Origin of the sequence: Haloferax profundi (genome assembly GCF_001469865.1) — an archaeon.
GTDB lineage: Archaea > Halobacteriota > Halobacteria > Halobacteriales > Haloferacaceae > Haloferax > Haloferax profundi.
The window spans coordinates 1-3,016 of record NZ_LOPV01000318.1 but is presented as its reverse complement, the minus strand read 5'-3'; the positions used below and the strand labels follow the sequence as shown (position 1 = coordinate 3,016).

The following is a 3,016-nucleotide window of genomic DNA, read 5'->3' as shown; positions in this document are numbered from 1 at the left end:
GAGAGGTTCCGAACGGTCTCGTGGGGCCACGTCGGGAACGCGAGCACGTCGCGTTCGACGTAATCAGACGACTGGCGAACCGTCTGGTCTTCGTACCGCGCGCGCTCGAAGTACTCGTAGGTCAGACGCGCCAGACCGGTCGTCCGGGCTTTCCGGTCGTAGAACGTCGGCGTCTCGTTGTCCGGGGGTACCGGTCCCGTCGGAAGGCCACCATCTGCGGCAGGTTCCGTCTCCGACTTCACGTCACCACCGCCATCGGTCCCACCATCTGTCCGAAGCGGACCCTCGTCGCTCGAAGGCATAGTAGTAGATAGGCTTGAGACGAGAAAAAGAGCGCGACAGCCCTGATAACACTCGAATTCGAGACGTTCTGGGTTTTTTGAAACACCTCACGAGACCCGTGACGAACTACATAGACTATATGTGTGAACGAGTTACTCGCACCCGAGTTCATCATCGGGCTTTTTTATTCTTCGCTCGTAGGGCGCGCTATGCGAAACGCAAAGATCGTCTGTACACTCGGTCCCGCCTCGTTCGACCGAGAGACGATTCGTGGACTCGCAGACGCCGGGATGAGCGTCGCCCGGATGAACGCGAGCCACGGAACCGTCGAACACCGATCGGATGTCATCGACAACATCCGAGCCGTCGACGAGGCGACCGACGAACCGCTCGCGGCCATGCTCGACCTGCAAGGCCCCGAAGTGCGGACTGCTCCCATCGACGAGGATATCTACCTCGAGACGGGGAGCGAAGTCCGATTCTACGAAGGTGACGAGGCCACGCCAGAGGCCGTCGGACTCTCGTACTCTATCTCTGCTGCGGAGTCGGGCGACACCGTCTTGCTCGACGACGGCCGTATCGAGGCGACTGTCGACCGGGTCGAAGACGACTCCGTCTTCACTCGTATCAAGTCCGGTGGGCAACTCGGCGCTCGGAAGGGCGTGAACGTCCCCGGCGTCGACCTCGACATCGACCTCATCACCGACTCCGACTACGAGAACCTCGAACTCGCCGCCGAGAAGGAAGTCGACTTCGTCGCCGCCTCGTTCATCCGCGACGCCGCCGACGTGTACACCATCAGTGACACCCTCGAATCGTTCGGCGCCGACATCCCCATCATCGCCAAAATCGAGCGTGCCGGCGCGGTTGCGAACCTCGACGAGATTATCGAGGCGGCCCACGGCGTGATGGTCGCGCGCGGTGACCTCGGGGTCGAATGTCCCCTCGAAGAAGTCCCCATCATCCAGAAACGCACCATCCGAAAGGCACAGGCCGCGGGCGTCCCGGTCATCACCGCCACCGAGATGCTCGACTCGATGGTCAAGTCTCGCCGTCCGACCCGCGCCGAAGCGTCCGACGTCGCCAACGCCGTCCTCGACGGCACCGACGCCGTGATGCTCTCGGGCGAGACGGCCGTCGGCGACCACCCCGTCCGTGTCGTCGAGACGATGTCCCGAATCGTCGAAGAGATAGAGTCGAGTCCCGAGTACCACGAGAGCCAAGAACAGCGCGTTCCGACCGCTATCGACGGGTCTCGGACCGAGGCGCTCGCACGCTCTGCTCGCTACCTCGCCCGCGACGTGAACGCCGCGGCCATCGTCGCCGTCTCCGAATCCGGGTACACCGCCCGGAAGACGGCCAAGTTCCGCCCCGGCGTCCCCGTCGTCGCGGTGACGCCGAACGACCGGACCCGTCGCCAACTCGCGCTCCTGTGGGGGTCGTCGGCGGAATACTCCGACTACAGCACGAGCGTCGAGTCCGTGATGGACGACGCCGTCACCGCCGCACTCGACGCCGGTGCCGCAGAGTCCGGTGACACCATCGTCGTCCTCTCTGGGATGATGACCGAACTCGAAGGCACGAACACGACGAACATGCTCAAAGTCCACGTCGCCGCCGAATCCGTCGCGACCGGCCGGAAAATCGTCGGCGGGCGGGTCGCTGGACCACTCTACCGCACGGCAGACGGTGACCTCTCCGACGTACCGGAAGGGGCGATTCTCTCGCTCTCTGCCGACTTCGACGGCGAGTTCGACGGCGACGCAGCCAAGTTGGCGGGCATCATCGACGCTCGCGCCGGCATGACCGGGTATCCAGCACTCGTCGCACGCGAACTCGACATCCCGATGGTCTCGGGGGCACCACTCCCCAACACTGTCGATGAGGGGTCGACGATTACCCTCCACGCGGAACGCGGCATCGTCTACGAAGGCGACGTCATCAGCCACGAACGCGACGGTCGGTAACGTTCGGTAGCCCTTTCCCGCCTCGTCGCGTACCCGCACGTAATGTCTCGCTCTCCAGAACCCAAGACTGAGGACGAAGGCGAGTGGCGGTTCGGAATCGACGACGTTGGCCCCGACGGCATCGTCGAGGACACGCCCGCCGAGGCGGAACCCATCGAACCGGGAACGCCGAAGGCAGAGAACGTCGTCTTCGTCCTTCTCGGCGTGCTCCTCGCGGTTGGACTCGTCCTCGTCACTATCTTCCCCAACGCCGCCTGAGCGTCGCTGTTTTTCTGCCACCGCTCGCTCGCAATCGTCTTCGAAGGCCGTTCGGAGGTGTTCGCCCCACTGCGTCGGCGAAGTGAATTTCCGTTTTGATAATCGGGCCTCTTGATTTATGTGACCCCGATGGGAATCGCCGTCAACCCCAACCGGGACACACGACATGAGTTACGTAGCCCGCGCCCCCTCCGCGTTGATTGCCGTGTTGATTTGTACTGCGGCGCTCTGGGTTCCGACGCCCACTGCCGCGGCCAGTGAGCCAACCGCTTCGTTCGACCAGGACGTCACGACTGTCACGCGTGGTGACGTCGTCGAGATTCGGGTACAACACTCCGAACCGGGCGTCCTCCACGTCGGCGGTGACGACTACGGCTACCACCTGACGGTCGAACTCACCGGAGCTGGTGTGACGACGGTCGAAATCGACACGTACAATTCGACCATGAGTCCGGACGACTACGTGTCTGGCGGCGGGAACAAGACACTACACACCGCCGACCTTCGGC

At 63.4% G+C, this 3,016-nt stretch carries 3 protein-coding genes and 1 pseudogene; 3 read left to right on the top strand and 1 reads right to left on the bottom strand.

Annotated features, from left to right (window positions below):
• Positions 1 to 302 (bottom strand): annotated as a pseudogene (locus AUR66_RS12755) (cytochrome bc complex cytochrome b subunit); the annotation flags it as partial.
• Between the two features lie 189 nt (positions 303 to 491).
• Between AUR66_RS12755 and pyk the strand changes: the two are divergent.
• The 3 genes from pyk to AUR66_RS12740 all read left to right on the top strand — a co-directional run.
• Positions 492 to 2,249 carry a pyruvate kinase gene (pyk, locus tag AUR66_RS12750; protein WP_058572732.1) on the top strand — a complete coding sequence of 586 codons (1,758 nt, stop codon included), beginning with the start codon at positions 492 to 494 and terminating at the stop codon, positions 2,247 to 2,249.
• Positions 2,250 to 2,291: 42 nt separating this feature from the next.
• Complete coding sequence (locus AUR66_RS12745; RefSeq protein ID WP_058572731.1) at positions 2,292 to 2,507, top strand: DUF7312 domain-containing protein; 216 nt, start codon at positions 2,292 to 2,294, stop codon at positions 2,505 to 2,507.
• A 166-nt stretch (positions 2,508 to 2,673) separates the two neighbouring features.
• On the top strand, positions 2,674 to 3,016 hold a 343-nt coding region (locus AUR66_RS12740; RefSeq protein WP_449271637.1), incomplete at its 3' end, for a DUF7827 domain-containing protein.